Annotated in this window: 17 protein-coding genes; 4 read left to right on the top strand and 13 right to left on the bottom strand. The window is 34.4% G+C overall.

Going from position 1 to position 19,889, the window contains the following annotated elements; translation table 11 throughout:
* Window positions 1-66: 66 nt before the first annotated feature.
* Entirely contained in the window at window positions 67-447 is a 381-nt protein-coding gene (locus V6624_RS07165) for a heavy metal-associated domain-containing protein (RefSeq protein ID WP_338841409.1), read from the bottom strand.
* Between the two features lie 101 nt (window positions 448-548).
* Here V6624_RS07165 and V6624_RS07160 point away from each other — a divergent pair, with 101 nt between their 5' ends.
* Entirely contained in the window at window positions 549-1,415 is an 867-nt protein-coding gene (locus V6624_RS07160; RefSeq protein WP_338841408.1) for a DMT family transporter, read from the top strand.
* 255 nt (window positions 1,416-1,670) lie between these two features.
* Here V6624_RS07160 and V6624_RS07155 read toward each other — a convergent pair whose 3' ends face one another.
* Both V6624_RS07155 and V6624_RS07150 read right to left on the bottom strand, forming a co-directional pair.
* Window positions 1,671-3,719 carry a pitrilysin family protein gene (locus V6624_RS07155; RefSeq protein WP_338841407.1) on the bottom strand — a complete coding sequence of 683 codons (2,049 nt, stop codon included), beginning with the start codon at window positions 3,717-3,719 and terminating at the stop codon, window positions 1,671-1,673.
* 12 nt (window positions 3,720-3,731) lie between these two features.
* A complete protein-coding gene (locus V6624_RS07150) occupies window positions 3,732-5,054 on the bottom strand; it encodes a pitrilysin family protein (protein ID WP_338841406.1) in 1,323 nt (440 codons plus the stop codon).
* A 273-nt stretch (window positions 5,055-5,327) separates the two neighbouring features.
* On the opposite strand from V6624_RS07150, the gene rplU reads away from it, so the two are divergent.
* Window positions 5,328-5,765: a 50S ribosomal protein L21 gene (rplU, locus tag V6624_RS07145; protein ID WP_073412831.1), complete on the top strand. Its 438-nt coding sequence runs from the start codon at window positions 5,328-5,330 to the stop codon at window positions 5,763-5,765.
* Between the two features lie 24 nt (window positions 5,766-5,789).
* Entirely contained in the window at window positions 5,790-6,050 is a 261-nt protein-coding gene (gene rpmA / locus V6624_RS07140) for a 50S ribosomal protein L27 (RefSeq protein WP_012023622.1), read from the top strand.
* A 458-nt stretch (window positions 6,051-6,508) separates the two neighbouring features.
* Here rpmA and V6624_RS07135 read toward each other — a convergent pair whose 3' ends face one another.
* Window positions 6,509-9,268, bottom strand: a complete 2,760-nt coding sequence (locus tag V6624_RS07135; protein ID WP_338841405.1) for an AsmA-like C-terminal region-containing protein — start codon at window positions 9,266-9,268, stop codon at window positions 6,509-6,511.
* A gap of 48 nt (window positions 9,269-9,316) precedes the next feature.
* Window positions 9,317-9,898 (bottom strand): tRNA-(ms[2]io[6]A)-hydroxylase, encoded by a 582-nt coding sequence (locus V6624_RS07130; RefSeq protein WP_111288164.1) that lies wholly within the window; start codon window positions 9,896-9,898, stop codon window positions 9,317-9,319.
* Window positions 9,899-10,011: 113 nt separating this feature from the next.
* Between V6624_RS07130 and V6624_RS07125 the strand changes: the two genes are divergently transcribed.
* Entirely contained in the window at window positions 10,012-11,253 is a 1,242-nt protein-coding gene (locus tag V6624_RS07125) for a glycosyltransferase (RefSeq protein WP_111288162.1), read from the top strand.
* 82 nt (window positions 11,254-11,335) lie between these two features.
* Here V6624_RS07125 and V6624_RS07120 read toward each other — a convergent pair whose 3' ends face one another.
* From V6624_RS07120 to porV, 8 genes are all read right to left on the bottom strand, one after another.
* On the bottom strand, window positions 11,336-12,226 hold the full coding sequence (locus V6624_RS07120; protein ID WP_239455690.1) for a helix-turn-helix domain-containing protein: 891 nt from the start codon (window positions 12,224-12,226) through the stop codon (window positions 11,336-11,338).
* Between the two features lie 68 nt (window positions 12,227-12,294).
* Entirely contained in the window at window positions 12,295-12,846 is a 552-nt protein-coding gene (locus V6624_RS07115; RefSeq protein ID WP_338841404.1) for a carboxymuconolactone decarboxylase family protein, read from the bottom strand.
* Between the two features lie 142 nt (window positions 12,847-12,988).
* A complete protein-coding gene (locus V6624_RS07110; RefSeq protein ID WP_111288158.1) occupies window positions 12,989-13,174 on the bottom strand; it encodes a hypothetical protein in 186 nt (61 codons plus the stop codon).
* Window positions 13,175-13,304: 130 nt separating this feature from the next.
* Window positions 13,305-15,152 carry a hydrolase/aminopeptidase gene (locus tag V6624_RS07105; RefSeq protein ID WP_111288156.1) on the bottom strand — a complete coding sequence of 616 codons (1,848 nt, stop codon included), beginning with the start codon at window positions 15,150-15,152 and terminating at the stop codon, window positions 13,305-13,307.
* A 126-nt stretch (window positions 15,153-15,278) separates the two neighbouring features.
* Complete coding sequence (locus tag V6624_RS07100; RefSeq protein ID WP_111288154.1) at window positions 15,279-16,919, bottom strand: pyruvate dehydrogenase complex dihydrolipoamide acetyltransferase; 1,641 nt, start codon at window positions 16,917-16,919, stop codon at window positions 15,279-15,281.
* Window positions 16,920-16,923: 4 nt separating this feature from the next.
* Window positions 16,924-17,922: a pyruvate dehydrogenase (acetyl-transferring) E1 component subunit alpha gene (gene pdhA, locus V6624_RS07095; RefSeq protein ID WP_012023629.1), complete on the bottom strand. Its 999-nt coding sequence runs from the start codon at window positions 17,920-17,922 to the stop codon at window positions 16,924-16,926.
* Window positions 17,923-18,081: 159 nt separating this feature from the next.
* The gene (gene cdd / locus V6624_RS07090; protein WP_111288153.1) at window positions 18,082-18,564 is read right to left on the bottom strand and encodes a cytidine deaminase; all 483 of its coding nucleotides are present in this window, start codon (window positions 18,562-18,564) and stop codon (window positions 18,082-18,084) included.
* An 82-nt stretch (window positions 18,565-18,646) separates the two neighbouring features.
* Window positions 18,647-19,852: a type IX secretion system outer membrane channel protein PorV gene (porV, locus tag V6624_RS07085; protein ID WP_111288151.1), complete on the bottom strand. Its 1,206-nt coding sequence runs from the start codon at window positions 19,850-19,852 to the stop codon at window positions 18,647-18,649.
* Window positions 19,853-19,889: the final 37 nt, after the last annotated feature.

Raw genomic sequence — 19,889 nt, 5'->3', positions numbered from 1 at the left:
ATCATAATTCAAATTTAATTCTACCAACCAGACATTCCTATGGAATGTTTTTTTAAAATCTAGAATTTAAGATTTAAAATTCGAAACCTTATATGTTTTTCCGTCTCCAGTTTCTTGAACCACTTTAGTTAAAGATTCTGAGTTTTGGATTGTTTTATCAAAACTTACAGTTGCCGTTTTCTTGTCAAAATCAACAGTTGCTTTTTCAACTCCGTCAAGATTAGCTAATTCTTCTTCAATTGTTTTTGCGCATCCAACAGCACAAGTCATTCCGTCTATTGTGAAGCTTGCTGTTTGAAGATTTTCAGCAGCAATTGGTTTGTGTTCTTTTGGAGCACTTTTTTCTGCATTTACAACTTGAAGGCTTTTATCTTCTTCTTCTTTTTTACAGCCAACGAATACTAAACCAGTGATTGCTGTGGCGATTAAGATTTTTGAAATTTTCATTATATATGAATTTTAAATTGCGAATTACTTTTGTGCAAAATTAATAAAAAGAGAGAGGTCAGTTCGTAAAATAATTACAAATTTGTAGTAAAATACAATTTATGGATACAAAACAGTTAAAGTGGATTTACTTGGCGATTCTTTCTCTTATTTGGGGAAGTTCTTTTATTCTGATAAAAAAGGGATTAATTGGTTTGACAGCTATTCAAGTCGGTTCATTCCGAATTATTTTTGCTGCGCTTTTTCTGTTGATTTTTGGTTTTAATAGTTTAAAAAAAATTTCCAAACGCCAATGGAAATATGTTGCAATAACTTCACTTTTTGGGACTTTTATGCCAGCGTATCTTTTTGCCATTGCCGAAACTCAGGTAAATAGTTCGATTGTGGCGATTTTAAATTCGCTAACGCCTTTAAATACTTTAGTTTTAGGAATTGTAGCTTTTGGAATTCAGTTTCAAAAACGACAAGTTTTAGGCGTTTTTGTTGGGCTTGTAGGCTGTTTGCTTTTGGTTTTAAGCGGAGATTCTTCTGGCGGAACTCAAAATTATTTGTATGTTTTATTGGTCGTTATTGCAACGCTTAGTTATGCCATCAACGTAAATTTGATTAAGAAATATTTGCATGATTTAAATTCGGTTAGTATTACAACTGGGAATTTTGCGGTTTTATTTTTACCAGCGTTAATTATCTTAAGCACAACCGATATCAGCCAAAAAATACATTTTGTAGAAACACAACATTCTATATTGTTCGTAATGATCTTAGGGGTTTTAGGGACTGGAATTGCAAATATTCTTTTCTTTAAACTGATTCAGATGTCATCGCCAGTATTTGCAACATCAGTAACATATTTAATTCCGATTATTGCTTTTTTCTGGGGATTATTAGATAACGAATTTCTGACTCCAATTCAGTCTGTTGGGGCGTTTATTATTTTGATTGGAGTTTATTTGTCGGCGAAAAAGTGATTTTAATTGTGAAATGTTGCTTGTAAAAGGTAAAATGTAATTTGATAGATATGTCACCCTGAGCGATCCCGAGGCTTCGGGAGAAGGGCGCGCTAATTGGAATAGGGCTTCGACTCCGCTCAGCCTGACAAAACTGAGCGTAAAAAAAGCTTTGTCAAAGTTTCAAACTTTGCAAAGCCTTAATATCTTAGCACCTTAGTATCTCAGAATCTTAGTAACTTAGTAGCTTAGTAGAGCTCAGAACCTTAGCGTCTCTTAGAGAAAATCTTTTTCAGTAACTCCTTCATTTATCTTGACATCAGACATTTTAATATCCAATTCAAAACCAACATTTTGAACTAAATTAAAAGGAACTTTTACACCTTTAACTTCTTTATAGTCATTGAAATTAGTGATTTGCTCTACTGATTTTCCGCCTTGTTCGCGAACTTTAGATTCGGCAGTTTTTAAACCTGATTTTACGTCGTAGAAATATTTGGTTTTGCCATCTTTAATTACGTAAGCGTCATTTCCGTTTATTGGTTCAATTCCTTCTACTTTTAAGTCGGTTCTTTTTACAAGTTGTAATTCTTCAAAAGGAGCTGCGTTTGCTTTCATTTCAGCAAGATCTTCTCCTTCAAGATTTTTTCTTTGCCCTTGCTGTTCAACATAAGCACCTTTTTCGTTAACCACTTGTTTCATTAAATTCATAGTTCCCATAGAAAGTGAAACCATCATTTTTCCTTTTGAATCTAATTTTGAAGTAAATGTCAATGGAGTAGGAGCTTGAGGAATAGTTGTAGAGCCATTCATATAAAGCGTTTTTACTGCTGTAACGGCTTTTTCTCCTCCAATTGCTTTAATGTAATTTTCGAAAACTGTTTTTGCAGTAATATCTTTTGGCGCTTCTTTTTTAGTTGAAGGTTTTTCAACAGGATTTCCGTATTTGTCAAAATATGAAATCGGAATTTGTAATTTTTCTAAACTTGAAATTACATCAGTTCCTTTTCCGACAATTACAATACGCATATTGTCCAATAAGAAATATTTGTTAGCTACACGGTAAATATCATCAGCAGTAACATTATTGATGGTTTGAATGTATTTTTCGTAGAAATCAGCAGGAAGTTTTTCTGTTTCGATGTTTAAAGCATAACGCGCAACAGCTTGCGGTTTTTCAACCTGCATTACAAACCTTCCAATATATCCTGCTTTTACATTTCTTAAAACTTCAGGATCAACTCTTTCTGTACGAATTCGTTTAATTTCTTTTACAAACTGAACCACTGCACTGTCTGTAACGGTATTTCTTACGGCAGAAGATGCTTTAAATTTGGTTACATATTTTCCGCTTCCAATGCTTGAATTTGCACCATAAGTCCAAGCGTGCTGTTCACGCAGATTCATGTTCAAGTAACTGTTGAAATCGCCTCCTAAAATTTGATTTGCAATAACTGCTGGAAAGAAATCTGGATCGCTCATTCTTAAATTAACAGTATTAACTAATGAGATTTCAGACTGAACTGCATTTGGAACATCTACAAAATCAATTTGTAAATTAGAAACATTTACTGGATTTGGGTAATTGCTTTTTGGAGCTGCTTGTTTTTTCCATCCGCTAAATAATTTCTCTACAGCAGTTTTTGTTTCTTTAAACTTAATATCTCCAATAACAACTAAATAAGCATTTTCTGGAACGAAATAAGTGTTATAATTGTTTTGAACATCTGCAAGCGTAACATTTTTTACCGTTTCTTCAGAAAGATATTCTCCATTAGGATGATTTTTTCCAAAAGCTAAAACATCAACAACTCGGTTAGAAATTGCAGGGACGCTTTTTTCATCGGCTTTAAGGCCTTCTAAAAGTTTTGCTTTTTCTTTATCAAATTCAGTTTGAGTGAAATTTGGCTGTAAAGCACCTTCTGCCAAAAGTTCTAAAACACGTCCAGAATATTTGGTCAAAGCACTTGCGTATGCACCTTGCGAAGTAAAGTTGATATTAGCTCCGTAGAAATCAATTTCTTCGTTAAAGGCTTCTTTAGTCGTTTTTTTAGTTCCGTTTCCAATTAAGCTGCTGGTTAACTCGTCAACACCTTTTTTGTTGCCTTCAGTAAACGGCGCATTGTCTAAAGTAAGTGTAAAACTCACTCTAGGCAATTTGTGGTTTTCAACAACTAAAACCTTCATTCCGTTTGATAAAACGAAAGTCTGCGGTTTTTTGATGTTGACTACTGGGGCATTTCCTGGTTTGGGTTGTGGACGATCTTGTGCTTGCATAATTCCAGTTAGGAAAATAAGGATTAAAAAAGTATATATGTTTTTCATGATTCGATATTCTTAGTTTTGAGATTTAGCGGTAGGAATATAATCTAAAATTAAACGCTGATTTGGGTTTAAATACTTCTTGGCAACTTCTCTAATTTCTTCTCTTGTAATAGAATGGTAAATGTCGATTTCGGTATTAATTAAATTCACATCGCCATAAAGAAGATAATATGAAGCTAGATTTTCTGCAATTCCTTCTACACTTGCATTTGCATTCACGTAATTATTATCGAATTTGTTTTGTAATTTTTCATAATCTTTTTCAGAAATAAGATCAGTTTGGATTTTTACAATTTCTTCATCCATTTCTTTTAAGATATCAGCTGTTGTGTTTGGAGCCATTGGCAAACCGTACAGAATGTACATTCCGTAATCTTCTTGGCTAAATCCTACTGCGCCAATTTGCAATGCCATTTTTTTATCATCAACTATTTTTTTATAAAGTTTAGAGCTTTTTCCATCACTTAAATAAGAAGAAATTAAATCTAAAACTCTTGCGTCTCTTGTTTTCATTGAAGGCGTTCTGTAAGAAGCCACAATCATAGGAATTTGAATATTCGGATCCTCGTATGTTGCTTTAATTGGCTGAGTGATCGGATCTTCTACATAAGTTTGTTTTTTAAGTTCTTCGCCTCTTGGAATTGGTCCAAAATATTTCTGAATCCATTCTTTTGTTTTAGCTTTATCAAAATCTCCTGCAACAACCAAAACGGCATTGTTTGGCGTGTAGAATTTTTTATTAAAAGCTTGAAATTCCTCAAGAGTTGCAGCATCCAGATCCTTCATAGAGCCAATTGTAGTCCATCTATAAGGATGATTTTTAAACATATTCTTTTTTACCTCTGGAAGAATATTTCCGTATGGCTGATTGTCATAACGCATTCTCTTTTCTTCTTTTACCACTTCATTTTGAGTGTCAACTCCAATTTTATTGATGATAGGATGCATTAATCTCTCAGATTCCATCCATAAACCAAGTTCTAAACTATTGGAAGGAAAAACTTCATAATAATAAGTTCTGTCATCAGATGTATTTGCGTTGTTAACTCCACCATTTGCAGTAACGATTTTCATCCATTCGCCACGTTTAATGTTTTGAGTTCCTTCAAATAATAAATGCTCAAAAAAGTGTGCAAATCCAGTTCTGTCTGGACGCTCGTCTTTAGATCCTACATGATACATTACTGAAGTGATAACAACTGGAGCAGAAGAATCATTGTGTAAAATGACGTGTAGGCCATTATCTAAATTGTATTCTTCAAAAGCTACTTTTTGAGCATGAGCCACTCCGCCGAGCATTAATGCAGCACTTAACATCATTATTGATTTTTTCATAAAGATTAATAATTTTATATACCAAACAAGAGTAGGTAAACAAGAATTGATTTTAGTTACATCAAAAATAGTTTTTTTTAGTTAGGAATTGCAGATTTGTTTTTAAATAACTACTATTTTAACAATCTTTTACTTTAAATTAATTCCGTTTCTTGTATGGAACTGCTTGAAAAACAAGGTTTTTTTATGTAAAAATATTTTTGCTTCCATAGGTTGCATAGTAAATTATTAGTTGTATATTTGCAACCTTAAAATTCAATAAATCAATTTGATATGTATGCAATCGTAGAGATAGCAGGGCAACAATTTAAAGTAAGCAAAGACTTAAAGGTTTATGTTCACCGTTTAGCTAACGAAGAAGGTTCAAAAGTTTCTTTTGACAAAGTTCTTTTATTAGATGACAATGGAAATGTAACTTTAGGCGCCCCAGCTATAGAAGGTGCTTCAGTAGAAGCTAAAGTGTTACAACACTTAAAAGGTGATAAAGTTATCGTTTTCAAAAAGAAAAGAAGAAAAGGATACAAAAAAAGAAATGGTCACAGACAATATCTTACACAAATTGTAATTGAAGGTATTACTGCAGCAGGAGGAACTAAAAAAGCAGCAGCTAAAAAAGCGGTTGTAGCAGAAGAAGCAGCTACTGAAGAAGTAGAAGCTCCAAAAGCTAAAAAAGCAGCTCCAAAAGCTAAAAAAGAAGCTACTAAAGAATAATAACAATATTTAAACTCATACGTCATGGCTCACAAGAAAGGTGTCGGTAGTTCGAAGAATGGTAGAGAATCAGAATCAAAACGTCTAGGCGTTAAGATTTATGGTGGACAAGCTGCTATTGCTGGGAACATCATCGTTAGACAAAGAGGTTCAAAACACAATCCAGGTGAAAACGTTTACATTAGTAAAGATCACACTCTTCACGCAAGAGTTGCTGGAGTTGTTAAGTTCCAAAAGAAAAGAGATAACAAATCTTATGTATCTATTATCCCATTCGAGGCATAATAATCAAAGATTTACTTTTTATAAAAAACCCGTTCTGAAAAGATCGGGTTTTTTGTTTTTGTTAGTTTGAGAAAGTAACTGCAATTATGTCTTCCTGCAGAACGAGGAATCTTCGCAAGCAGTTCTACAAAGGTTGGTCTTTGCGAGGAACGAAGTAATCTCACGTGTTAAATCAAATTAGTGATCTTTTGTTAGTGTGGTAGCTTTGTTCCTCGGAATGACAAAGATTGGTTTTTTATTGTCGAGTTTGAGAATGTAAAGTAGACCTGACAGGTTTTTAAAACCCGTCAGGTCTAACTCGTATTGTCGAATTTCTTATAGAATTTCTGGTGAAGATTGCTTTGTTCCTTGGAATGACAAATCGCAAAAAAAACCTTTGTCAAAGTTTTAAACTTTGACAAAGGTTGATATGTTGAAATCCAGTTTGGAATTTGAATTTTTTAAAACTTGGAATTTAATTATTCAGTATCCTTAGTTTCTTCTAAATCTTCAGTTTTTCTTCCCACTTTTACTTTTGGATTATCTTGAGTTCCTGTAACGGTTAACGGAATTCCAAAAATACCCAAAGGAGGTAATCCTAAACGCATTTTTAAGTTCATTTTTCCGTCCAAGCTTGTTGTTCCTTCAATTCTTGGTCTAAAGCCTGCAAACTTAAATTTAAAGCGTTCTACAGTCATGATATTGTTCTTAATCGTAGTTTTGATATCAACTTTAGAAACGTCTGGGTTTTTCATGCTTTCAGAATTAGTTTGTTTACTTACGGCATTAAACATTTTCAAACCACGAACTTTTACATCTTTTACAGAAAGAGTTCCGCCTCCAACAAGTGAAGGGTAAACAGGTTCCATGTTTCCGTTCAATCGACCTTTTAATTGATAATCCAAAGAAACAATTCCTTGTGCTTTTTCTGCGGCGCTTGCCATTTTTCTGAAAACTTCTATTTCATTATAAGCTCGTTTGATGTCAAAATCTGTTGCTTTTATAGCGTAATCAAAATTAGCTTTTTGTGGCGTTACGGCTTGATAATTGGCATTCATCGAAACATTACAGCCAATTAAATTGAAACCAGTATTCTGCATCGTTAATTTACCTTTTTTCATAGTTAAATTCCCAGTTGCATTTTCCAGATTCAATTTGTCAAAATTCACTTTTTGAGCATTTGCTAATAATTGTAAATCTAAATTACTTGGAATGATAATAACGCCTGTCTGTGTGTTTTCTGATGGTTTAGCTTCTGTTTTCGAAGTAGAACTTTGTGTTACAGATGTATTTGGATCTACGCTTGACATAAATTCATCAACGTTGATGTATCGCGATGTAACTTTAAAAGAACCTTTTAAAACGCCTGTATTTGTTGTGACGTAATTGAAGACATTTCGCAGATAGCCATTCATTTTAAAATCAGACTGTCCGTAAGCAGCCAAGAAATTATTGAACGACATCTTATCCTGATTGATTTTGAAAATACCTTCTTTAATGATGAATTTCTTTGGAAGATATTCAGAAGCAATTCCGATATTTCTCAATTCAAGAGTTCCCTTATTGTCCAGTTTGCTGTAATTTCCTTTTTCAGCATCGCTTTGTTTTCCTTTCAAAGAGAGATCTGCTTTTATAAAACCATCTAAATCAAGACCTTTTTGAGAGAAAACTTTATAGATTTTATTAACGTCTAGTTCTCCTTTTGCTTTTACATCATAATTTAAATCGTCAAAATTGCTTAAATCAGCTTGTACAAAAACAGGTTTTCCTTCAAAGGTAAATTGTGTTGGTTTTAAACTTACTTTTAAATCTTCGAACGTTCCTTTTTGGTTTTGGATTTTCGATTTAATTGTAATATTAGTAATTGGATTTGGGTAATATTGTGTTTTTAAATATCCATTTTCTAAATTAACGGTACCGTTTGTAACAGGAAAATGCTTGTTTTTCTGGTCAAATATTCCGTTTGCTTTTAAATCTCCTGCCAAAGCTCCTTTTAATTCGATATCAGGAATCCCAAGTGCTTTGGTTAATTTTTCAAGATCAATTTTGGCTTTAAAATCAGCATTAATATCTGGAGTATTTATTCCTTTAACGAAAAACTTCGATTTTAAATAATCCTGATTAATGTTTAAAGACAAATTTTTAGCATCAATAATAACTAAATCTGGATTTAGAGAAGGAACAGTTGTTTTAATATCTAAATTCAGGTTAGAAACAGGAAATGCACTTTTGTTATAATTCACAAATCCGTCAGCTATTTTTACATCCAGATTCAAGTCAGGGGCAATATTTTGTGACGTAATATATTTTCCTTTCAAAGTAAAAAGAAGATCGGTTTTTCCTTTTAATTCAGTTTGAGAAAGCCAAGTAATGTATTTTGGCGGAAATGCGGTAAATACATCATATAGGTCGCTATTGTCGGATTTAATAACGAAATCCATGTTGTAACCGTCTTTTAAAATATCAAATTTTCCTTTAAAATCGACTAAAAGCTGATTGATTTTAAGGTTGTTTTGCTGGAAAAAGAACGAAAGCGAGTTAATGTTTACTTTAGTGATTAAATCAGCATCGACCTTTTTATTCATCAAATAAGGTTCGTCTTCGTAAACAATATTTAGTTTTTCGATTTTAGCTTTTGAGTATAAATCAAAAACGGCTTTATTTAAATCTCCTTTTCCTAAATAATTGAATCCGAATGCATCAAAATGAACTTTTGTTGATTTATCATCGTAAATAATTTTACTGTTTAAAATCTCAATTCGCTCTAATTTTAAAGCAGTATCAGAACTGTCATTTGATTTAGCCGCTTGTTTTTGCGATTTGTAAATGTTGTAATTTGCTTCTCCTTCTGGATTCACTTTTACATTTATAAAAGAATCTGATAAATAAATCTGATCAATTTTTACTGATTTACTGAAAATTAAACTCGCGACATTTATTCCGAAAGAAACCTCTTTAGCAGTGATAAACTTTTCGTTTTTGTATGGAGCTGAGCCGTTTAGACTTAAATCGTCTAAGGTCAGAGTAAGCGATGGGAAATGACGAAAAAACGAAACCGAAACGTCAGAATAATTCAATTCTGCGCTCAATCTTTCATTGGCCGTTTTCTTGATTTGTTCTTTAATTTGATCTTCAAAGATGATAGGTGTTAAAAATAATAACCCTATAATAACCGCGAAAGTTATTCCGAAATACTTCGCAATTTTAAATACGATTGATCTGGATTTACTTTTCTGCATAGTGAATGGTGGATTTAGATATAAAAATAGAGAAAAAAAGAACGTAATTTACCCGTGAACAGTTTCTTTTTTACCATAATTGGTAATTATAGAAGCTTCATAATCAATCCATTCCTTCCAACGCTTGTCAATGTCAATGTTGTCTTGGTACTTTCTGGCAAACCCTAAAAAAGTGGTGTAGTGTCCAGCTTCAGAAATCATTAAATCACGGTAGAATTTTGCTAATTCTTCGTCTTTAATATTTTCTGAAAGCACTTTAAAACGTTCGCAACTTCTTGCTTCGATCATTGCAGAAAACAATAATCTGTCGCAAAGAGCGTCTCTGCGGCTGCCGTCTTTTTTCATGAATTTAAAAAGTTCATTTACGTAATGATCTTTTCTTTCGCGACCTAAAGTGAGTCCGCGTTTTTTAATTACATCATGAACCATTTGCAAATGCTCTAATTCTTCTCGAGCAATTACAAGCATTTCGGTTACTAATTCCTCTAATTCAGAATTATACGTCACGATGCTAATAGCATTTGAAGCTGCTTTTTGTTCACACCATGCGTGATCAGTTAAAATTTCTTCGATATTCGATTCAACAATATTTACCCAACGAGGGTCTGTTGCTAATTTTAATCCCAACATAATTTTCCAGAATTTAGTTTTGCAAAATTAGTGTTTTTTTATGACCAAAAATCCATAAATATCGAGGGATTAAGCGGAAAAAATCATTATTTTGTATGTTCAAAAAAAATACAATGAATCAGATTAAAAAACTTTTAATTATTGGGTTTGTCTGGCCAGAACCAAATTCTTCTGCAGCTGGTGGAAGAATGATGCAATTAATTTCGATTTTTGCTGCAAATGGATTCGAAATTACTTTTGCTAGTGCCGCGCAAGACAGTGATTTTATGGTTGATTTGTCTGAATTTGGAGTAACGAAAAAAAGCATCGAACTTAATTCTTCTAGTTTTGATGATTTTGTTTCAGAATTTAATCCTGACGTTGTTTTGTTTGATCGTTTTATGATTGAAGAGCAATTTGGATGGCGTGTAATTGAAAAATGTCCAAATGCAATTAGAATTTTGGATACAGAAGATTTACATTGTTTGAGAACGGCAAGACAAAAGGCTTTTAAAGAAAACCGAACTTTTGAAATAGAGGATTTATTATCTGAAGAAGTTGCAAAAAGAGAAATTGCCAGTATTTTAAGATGTGATTTGTCTCTAATTATTTCTGATTTTGAGATGAATATCTTAAAAGATGTTTTTAGAGTTAATGAAGATTTACTGTTTTATCTTCCATTTTTGGTTGATGAAATGAAAGAAGAAGAACTTCTAAAACTACCTTCTTTTGGCGAAAGGCAGCATTTTGTTTTCATTGGAAATTTTCTTCACGAGCCCAATTGGAATACCGTTCAATATCTAAAAGAAGCGATTTGGCTTTCTATAAAAAAAGATTTTCCAGAAGCTATTTTGGAAGTTTATGGTGCATATCCTTCGCAAAAAGTATTGCAATTGCATCAGCCTAAAAATGGTTTTTATATTATGGGAAGGGCAGAAGATGCCAATGAAATTGTGAAAAGATCTAGAATCGTTTTGGCACCAATTCGTTTTGGAGCAGGTTTGAAAGGCAAACTTTTAGAAGCCATGCAATGCGGAACGCCAAGTGTAACCACTTCTGTTGGTTCTGAAGCCATGCATGAAGATTTGCCTTGGAATGGTTTTGTTGAAAATAATGCAGAAGAATTTGCTAAAAAAGCAATTGCACTTTATCAGGATGAAAATCTTTGGAAACAATCTCAGAAAAACGGAATTGCAATCATTAATAAATGTTATCAAAAAAGCGCTTATTCTGACCAATTGCTTTCATTGGTAAATTCACTTTTAGAAGATTCAAAAACGCATCGTCTCCATAATTTTATGGGGAATTTATTGCAGCATCACGCGTATAAAAGCACAATGTATATGTCTAAATGGATTGAAGCGAAAAATAAATAAATTAGCTTTTAGTCGCAGTTTTCAGTCACAGTTTTCAGACCTATAATTGCTGAAAACTGTGACTGAAAACTGAAAACTCTAGCTAAGCTTCCATTTTTCCAAAACCTACCGTTTCTCGATAAATTTGTGGCGAAACATCTGCATTGGTTTTAAAGAAACGACTGAAATAATGTTCGTCGTCATAACCTAATTCATAAGCGATTTCTTTGACCGTTTTATTGGTCATGTATAATTCTCTTTTGGCTTCAATAATGATTCGTTCCGAAATCAAATCAGTCAATGTTTTGTTGAAATAATTTTTAGATAATTTAGCTAGCGCTTTTGGAGAAATATTTAATAATTCAGCATAATTTCCAGCTGAATGTTTGGTTTTGAAATTCAGCTCTATAGCGTCTTTTAAGTTTTGAAGAATGAAAGGTTCTTTTGTTTCTGGAACCGATTTCATCTCTTCTAACTGCTCTGTTTTTAGTCTTGAAGCTGTAATTAAAAAAATCTTCAAATAGGAAATAAGTATTTCGTATTGAGCCAATTCAGCATTTTGGATCTCACCTTTCATTTGGTCAATCACCATTTTAAAAGTCTGCGAAGCCTGTTCCGTAACCTGAACGTAAGGTGGCTGATAAATATTATTGAACAAAACACCGTTGCAAGAAACCTCTTTTTGATGCATGTGAATACAATAAAAATCAGAATGGAAATGAATTGCAATTCCTTCAATAGGCTCGCTTACGCAAAGCATAAAAGGCTGATAAGGCGAAAAGGCGAGAAGTGAGTTTTCTTCAAAATGATGTTCGGCAAAATCGGCTTTTACTTTACCTTTTCCTTTTGTAACCCAAATTAACGAGTAATAATTGTTTCGCTGTAAATGATCAAAATGGCTGTTGTCATCAAAAGGAAGAATTTTGAAAGCTAAATTGCCATTCTGCGGATTTATTAAAGTGAAAACATTTTGAGAGCTCATATTCGGTTTCATTTTTGAAAATATAAAGATAGTCATGAAAAGAATTCACAACTATCTCTATAGCTTGTTTTTTGTTTGTATTAGTTGTGTAGTTCTAAGTTGGAAACCGCTGGAAAGTCAATTTCAGTATTTGCTACATTGTTGAAATAGTTTGTCAAAACGTTCAAAGCTACGTGAGCTATAGTTTCTGCAATTTCAGCATCTGCAACTCCTGCGTTTTTAGCTTTGTTTACATCTTCATCATTAACTAAACCGTTTTTGCTAATTAATGTTTTAGCCAATTGTAAAATAGCTTCTGTTTTAGCGTCAGTAGAATTTCCTGATCTTGCCGCTTTTAAAACTTCTGGATCGGCTTTAACTAATTTCTCACCAATGAAAGTGTGAGCGGCTAAACAGTAATCACAAGAATTGCTTTCTGAAACTGCCAAAGCAATTAATTCTCCTGTTTTTGCGCTTAATTTTCCGTGGCTTAAAGCGCCGCTTAAATTCAAATATCCTTCAAGAACTGCTGGAGAATTTCCCATTGTTCTCATCATGTTTGGAACAACGCCTAATTTTGCTTGTACAGCGTTGAATAAATCTTTAGTTTTTCCTGTTACTTCTTCTGGGTTTAAAGCTGTTAATCGTGTCATTTTATTTGATATTTAATTGTTATTATTTGTTGTTGTCTTTTGACATTACAAAGTTGCAACGATTACAGATTTTAAAACATGGAGGATTGACGCTATGTGATGGATAATTTTCCCTGATTGTTTTTTTAGGAGCTATTTCCCGCTATCCGTTCCAATCTTTTGTGCCGAACCCCGGCACAAAAGGATTTCCACTTCTATCGGGGCTAGGGCATTCGTATTCATAAGAATATTTTCCGTTTTTTAAGTTTCTTTCCATTTGGTGTGTCATCCTGACGAAGGAAGAATATCCGTAAGTAGCTCCAAAATCAACATTAAGAATTTTTGTCAAAGTTTTAAACTTTGACAAAGATGGTGTGAATAAAAAATCCTCGATTACAATTTGTAATCGAGGATTTTTAAGTTTTCAGTTGCAGTATTCAGTCACATTTAGCGCTGAAAACTGTGACTGAGACTGAATACTATTTTAAAACGCCTTCAACAGCCTGAATAGTTGTGGCGTGATAACCAGATTTTGCTTTATCAAAAACCTGTTTTGCCCAAACTTTTCCTTCAGGAGTTTTTACCATTTCTTTATAAAGCATCATTACAGATCCAGTTCTGCTGATTCCAATTAAGAATTGCTCAATTGCAGGATAAGCTGGTTTGTATTGATGAATTAACGCTTGAACAAACCATTGGCGTTTGATAATGAAATTTCCGCCTTTTGTAAAGTTGAATTCTTTGTCAATAGCTTCCATTTCTTTAACTGTGATGTCAGCTGGAAGATGGTCTATAAAATGCTGTTTTTCTGCTGTAGTCGTGATTTTTTTGCTCAAACCTGCAACGCCAGTTTCTCTCCAGCTTTTTTGGATCGCATCAATTGCATCAAAATCAGCAGAACTTACAGGGACAATGTTTGATGGAATTCCCGGTTTGTAAATCCAATCGTCTAATTTGATTTTATCTGCTAAAGTTTTGTCTCCTTTAATTAAATTTTCATTTAAATATTTAACGAAATCTTCTGTTGTAATCGATTTGAAAGCATGAGAATCGAAATAGTTTTTGATAAACGGATCGAATTTTTCGCGTCCAACAGCATTTTCTATAACTCTTAAAAATGCATATCCTTTTACATAAGGAATCATACTGATTCCGTCGTCTGGATTTCTTCCTGTTAGACTAACTTTTAATCTTGTATCTGGACTTGTATTTCCATATTCTGCCACATTATCAACTAATTCTTTATTTGTGATAACGTTTTGCATTTCAAATTCCTTCTTTCCAAAAATAGCTTCGCCAATGCGGTGTTCTACGTAAGTTGTAAAACCTTCGTTTAACCAGATGTCATCCCAAGTTGCATTGGTTACTAAATTTCCGCTCCAGCTGTGTCCTAACTCGTGTGCCAATAAGCTTGTAAGCGAACGATCTCCAGCAATTACTCCTGGAGTTAAGAAAGTTAAATTCGGGTTTTCCATTCCGCCATAAGGGAAACTTGGAGGTAAAACTAAAACATCATAACGTCCCCAACGGTATGGTCCGTATAATTTTTCGGCAGCAACAACCATTTTTCCAAGTTCAGCAAATTCCCAAGCCGATTTTTTTAGCATTGATGGTTCGGCGTAAACTCCGGTTCTGTTATCAATAGCTTGAAATTCGATATCTCCAACGGCGATTGCCATTAAATATGATGGAATTGCTTTGTCTTGTTTGAAAGTATAAACTCCAGTGTCATTTTTCTTCTGCGGATTTACAGCGCTCATTACAGCCAATAAATCTTTAGGAACAGTAACTTTTGCATTGTAAGTAAAACGAATTCCAGGAGAATCTTGACAAGGAATCCAAGTGCGAGACCAAACACTTTCTCCTTGAGAGAATAAAAACGGTTTCTTTTTATCTGCAGTTTGTTCTGGTTTCAACCATTGTAAAGCAACAGCATCTTTTGTTGTATTGTAGTAAATGTTTACTTTAGTTGTGTTTGGTTCAATTGTGATATGAAGCGGTTTTCCGTGAAATTCAGTGTCTTTTCCAAGTTCAAAAATGGTTTCTTTTTCGTCATCACCTAAAGTTACTTTTGTGATGTTCAAAGTGTTTTCGTCGAAAATGATTTCGTTTCCTTTACTGATATTGTCAATTAACCAAGAAGCCTTTCCCGAGATAGTTTGCGTTTCAAAATCAACTTTAATATCAAGGTCAAGATGTTTTACAACAGCAAGTTCTGGTTTAGAATAACTGTGTTCATCTGTAACGGCAGCTGTTTTTTCTGTTTGCTCTTTTTTCTGGCAGGCAATTGCTGTCAGAAATAAAGTGACAAGAATTAGTTTCTTCATTTTATGAGGTTTTGAATTTGAGGATGAAAATTAAACAAAAAATCCCGTTTTGAATAAACAAAACGGGATTTTATTATGAATAACCTTCTCCCGAAGTCTCGGGATGCTCAGGCTGACAATTTAAAATTATGCCAACATTGTAACTGGGCTTTCGATATATTGTTTTAATGTTTGTAAGAACTGAGCTCCAGTTGCTCCGTCAATTGTTCTGTGGTCACAAGCTAATGATAACATCATTGTGTTTCCAACTACGATTTGACCATTTTTAACTACTGGTTTCTCAACAATTGCACCTACAGAAAGGATTGCAGAGTTTGGTTGGTTGATAATTGAATTGAATTCAGTGATACCAAACATTCCAAGGTTAGATACTGTAAAAGTACTTCCTTCCATTTCTTGTGGTCCAAGTTTTTTGTTTTTAGCTCTTCCAGCAAGATCTCTTACAGAACCGCCAATTTGAGATAAACTCATAGCGTCTGTAAATTTCAATACAGGAACTACTAATCCATCTTCAACAGCTACAGCAACGCCAATATTTACGTGGTGGTTGATGATAATAGCATCTTCTTTCCAAGTAGAGTTGATTTTTGGGTGTTTTTTCAATGCTAAAGCACAAGCTTTAATTACCATGTCGTTGAAAGATACTTTTGTATCAGGAACGCTGTTGATAGCAGCTCTTGCCTGCATTGCTTCGTCCATGCTTACTTCAATCACTAAGTTGTAGTGAGGAGCAGTAAATAAAGATTCAGAAAGACGTTTTGCAATAATTTTACGCATTTGAGAGTTTTTGATCTCTTCTGTGTAAACTTCTCCAGCAGGAACAAATACTTTTGGTGCAGCAGGAACAGACGCTTCTTGTTTAGCAGCAGGTGCAGAAGCAGTTTGTGCTTGAGCAGATGGAGTAAAGTTCTCGATATCGCTTTTTACGATACGTCCGTTTTCTCCAGAACCTTTAACTTGAGATAATTGGATTCCTTTGTCAGAAGCAATTTTCTTAGCTAATGGTGAAGCTAAAATTCTTCCTCCGTTTGAAGTTTCAGTAGCGGCTTCAGGTGCTTTTTCAGCAGCAGGAGTAGCTTTTGTTTCTTCAGCAGCAGGAGCACTTGCAGTTGCACCACCTCCAGCAGTAAAGTTATCAGCAACTCCAGAAATGTCAGTTCCTGCAGGTCCGATGATAGCTAATAAGCTGTCAACTGGTGCAGTGTTTCCTTCTTGAATTCCGATGTATAATAATGTTCCAGCATTGAAAGACTCAAACTCCATAGTAGCTTTGTCTGTTTCAATTTCTGCTAAAATATCTCCTTCAGCTACTGTGTCGCCAACTTTTTTCAACCAAGTTGCTACAGTACCTTCAGTCATTGTATCGCTCAAACGTGGCATAGTTACAACTATAACACCTTTTGGTAATTCAGCTGCAGCTTTTGCAGGAGCAGCAGTTTCAGTTTTTGCTTCAGCAGCAGGAGCATCCGCTTTTGAAGCCTCAGCTGCAGGAGCGTCACCACCAGCTAAAAGAGCAGAAATATCTTCTCCTTCTTTACCAATGATTGCTAATAATGAATCAACAGGAGCAGTTTCTCCAGCTTGAATTCCGATATGTAAAAGAGTTCCTTCGTTAAAAGATTCGAACTCCATTGTTGCTTTGTCTGTTTCAATTTCAGCTAAGATATCACCTTCGCTTACTTTGTCGCCTACTTTTTTAAGCCAAGTTGCTACCGTTCCTTCAGTCATAGTATCGCTCAAACGAGGCATTGTTACTTTAATCGCCATGATATTATAATTTATGAGGTGTAAATGGATAGTCTTCTTGTGCGTATACTACATCGTATAATTGTTGTAAGTCTGGGTATGGAGATTCTTCAGCGAATTTCGCACACTCTTCAACCAAGTCTTTAACTCTTTGGTCGATTACTTCAATTTCTTCAGCAGTAGCATATTTTTGATCCAAGATTACGTCAAGAACTTGCGTAATTGGGTCGATTTTTTTGTACTCTTCAACCTCTTCTTTAGAACGGTATAATTGTGCATCAGACATAGAGTGTCCTCTGTAACGGTACGTTTTCATTTCAAGGAAAGTTGGTCCGTCTCCGCGACGTGCTCTTTCGATAGCTTCGTGCATTGCTTCAGCAACTTTTACAGGGTTCATTCCGTCAACAGGTCCGCAAGGCATTTCATAACCTAAACCTAATTTCCAGATGTCAGTGTGATTTGCAGTTCTTTCTACAGAAGTTCCCATTGCATACCCGTTGTTTTCAACGATAAATACAACTGGAAGTTTCCATAACATAGCCATATTAAAAGCTTCGTGTAAAGAACCTTGTCTAGCAGCACCATCACCAAAGTAAGTCATAGTAACACCGCCAGTGTTGAAATATTTATCTGCGAAAGCAATACCAGCTCCCACAGGAATTTGAGCACCTACGATTCCGTGTCCACCGTAAAAACCGTGTTCTTTAGAGAAAATGTGCATAGAACCTCCCATACCTTTAGATGTTCCTGTTGCTTTTCCTAAAAGTTCTGCCATTACGTTTCTAGGATCAACTCCCATACCAATTGGTTGAACGTGGTTTCTGTAAGCAGTAATCATTTTATCTTTGGTCAAATCCATAGCGTGCAGTGCGCCAGCTAATACAGCTTCTTGACCATTATATAGGTGTAGAAAACCTCTAACTTTTTGTTGAATGTATAATGCTGCAAGTTTGTCTTCAAACTTTCTCCAAAGTAGCATGTCCTCATACCACTTTAAATATACCTCTTTTGTAACTTCTTTCATCTGAATTCTTTCTTTTGCTAAAGTTGTTTGTGTTATCGATTATTGTGCCTGTAACGCAAAATAGTTTCCTCCCACAAATTTGCGCCCGAAAGGTCGGGATGCAAAAATAAGACATTACATTTAAGAACTAAAATTAAAACGATACTTTTTGGTTTTTTTTTACAAGAACTTTTTATCAAACATCAACGGGAGTAAATTTTTTAATGATGAAGATTTATAAACTTCACCTATTTCACCCATAAAATAGATTTCTATTGGTGTGTCTTGTTTTATTTCATATTCTGCAATTGATTGTCGGCAAGAACCGCAAGGCGGAATAGGAGCTGTAGTCTGATTTGTGTCTGAAGCTGCTGTAATTGCCATTTTTAAGATTTTGGCTTCCGGATATGCACTCCCTGCATAAAAAATTGCAGTTCGTTCGGCACAAAGACCGGATGGATAAGCGGCATTTTCTTGATTGGAGCCCAAAACGATTTTTCCGTTATCTAAAAGCAAAGCGGCTCCAACTTTAAACTTAGAATATGGGGCATAAGCTTTTTTTCTAACTTCAATAGCTTGGTTCATTAAGTCTTGAATTTCACTTGGAAGTTCATTTATGGTATCAAATATTGTAAATGATGTTGTTATATTGATTTCTTTCATCTGTTTTTAAGGGAAAAAAAATCCAAATTCCTAATGAATGCAGGAATTTGGATTGAATTGTTTTTATTTTGATTTTTTCTCTTTAGTAAGTTTCGTATTTGTCTCCAAAGTTAAACGTTAAAGAGAAACGAAGTGTGTTTTCTAAAGGGTTTTTTATTTTAGATGCTGAGAATAAATACGAAACATCTATTTTCATGATGTTGTATTTAAATCCTGCTCCTAAAGAGAAAAACTGTTTAGCACCTTTTTCTGGGCTTTCGTGATAATATCCTAAACGCATTGCAAATGCATCTTGATACATATATTCTGCGGCAACACTATAGGTTACTTCTTTCATTTCTTCTTTAAATCCGCCTGGCGCATCGCCAAATGATTTAAACATTCCTTCAAACCAGCCAATATCATTGTACTTGTTATAGCCTGCTTGTGTAGCTTCTGTTTGAGTGATGTCTTCTGGATCGTCATAATCTCCGTCACCATTTGCATCAACAGGAGTTCCAACGCCTGGAGGAGTAGGGACTAAAAGTTTAGTAAGCTCAGCGCTTAAAGTAAGTTTATTATAATCATCAAATATAAAATCAAATCCTCCTCCTAATCTTAAGTTGGCAGGAAGGAAATTTGAACTTAAATCATCGTTGTCATAACTAATTTTTGGCCCCATGTTCTGGAAGTTAACACCCGCTCTCCATCGACCATTGAAATCTTGGTAAGCGATTTCTTCAGATTGATAAAAAGCAGCAACATCAACTGCAAAAGAATGTGCAGAGGTTGCATCTACTTCTTCAGAAGCGACTTTTAAATTAGAGTTAATAAAACGTGCGGCAACTGCCATAGAAAATTCTTCACTTAGTTTAAGTGAATACGATCCGTCTAAAGCAAATTCATTTGGGTTTACTTCTCTTACTGCCTCATTTGGATCTCCAGTATATCTCAACTCGATTCCTCCAAAACCAAAATAACGGAAACTACCAGCAAAGGCACTTCGCTCGTTGATTTTGTTGTAATAGGTCAATTGCCCTAAAGAAATGTCATTGGCAAGATCTGTTAAATAAGGTGTGTAACTAATAGAAAGTCCTTGTGCATCTTCAGAAAATGCATATTTTGCAGGATTCCATTGTTGAGAGAAAACGTCTGCAGAAGTAGCGACTCCTTGGTCTGCCAAACCTGCTGCTCTAGCATCTGCTGCTACTAGTAAAAAAGGTACTCCAGTAACAATTGGCCTTGATTCCTGAGCCCTTGAACTGTAGACGCTAAAAATGCAAATTAATAAAAGTGATAGTTTTTTCATTTATGGGACTAATGTTTTTGGTGGTGCAAATATAGAT

Source organism: Flavobacterium ginsenosidimutans (genome assembly GCF_037478105.1).
GTDB lineage: Bacteria > Bacteroidota > Bacteroidia > Flavobacteriales > Flavobacteriaceae > Flavobacterium > Flavobacterium ginsenosidimutans.
The sequence above is the reverse complement of the archived record's forward strand: the minus strand, read 5'-3'. Positions and strand labels throughout refer to the sequence as shown.